This window comes from Paraburkholderia sp. J7 (assembly GCF_905220155.1).
GTDB lineage: Bacteria > Pseudomonadota > Gammaproteobacteria > Burkholderiales > Burkholderiaceae > Paraburkholderia.
Window position 1 is genome coordinate 1 of record NZ_CAJMYZ010000108.1, and the last position, 433, is coordinate 433.

At 63.3% G+C, this 433-nt stretch carries 1 pseudogene; it reads left to right on the forward strand.

The annotated features are described in order from the left end of the window. Nucleotides 1-405 (forward strand): annotated as a pseudogene (locus tag U5A58_RS40540) (electron transfer flavoprotein subunit beta/FixA family protein); the annotation flags it as partial. Nucleotides 406-433 lie beyond the last annotated feature (28 nt).

Sequence of the window (433 nt, forward strand, 5' to 3'; positions counted from 1 at the left end):
GGCAAGCAGGCTATCGACGACGATTCGAACCAGACCGGCCAGATGCTCGCCGCTCTCGCGAACCTGCCGCAAGCCACGTTCGCCTCGAAGGTCGTGGTTGCAGACGGCAAGGCGACCGTGTCGCGCGAAGTGGATGGCGGCGCGGAAACGCTGTCGCTCACGCTGCCCGCAGTGGTCACCACCGACCTGCGCCTGAACGAGCCGCGCTACGTCACGCTGCCGAACATCATGAAGGCGAAGAAGAAGCCGCTCGAGATCGTCAAGCCGGAAGACCTGGGCGTTGATGTCACGCCGCGTCTGAAGACGCTGAAGGTTGCCGAGCCGCCCAAGCGCAGCGCAGGCGTGAAGGTGCCGGACGTGAAGACGCTGGTCGAGAAGCTGAAGACGGAAGCCAAGGTGCTGTAAGGAGCGAGACGAAAATGACGAATCTGGT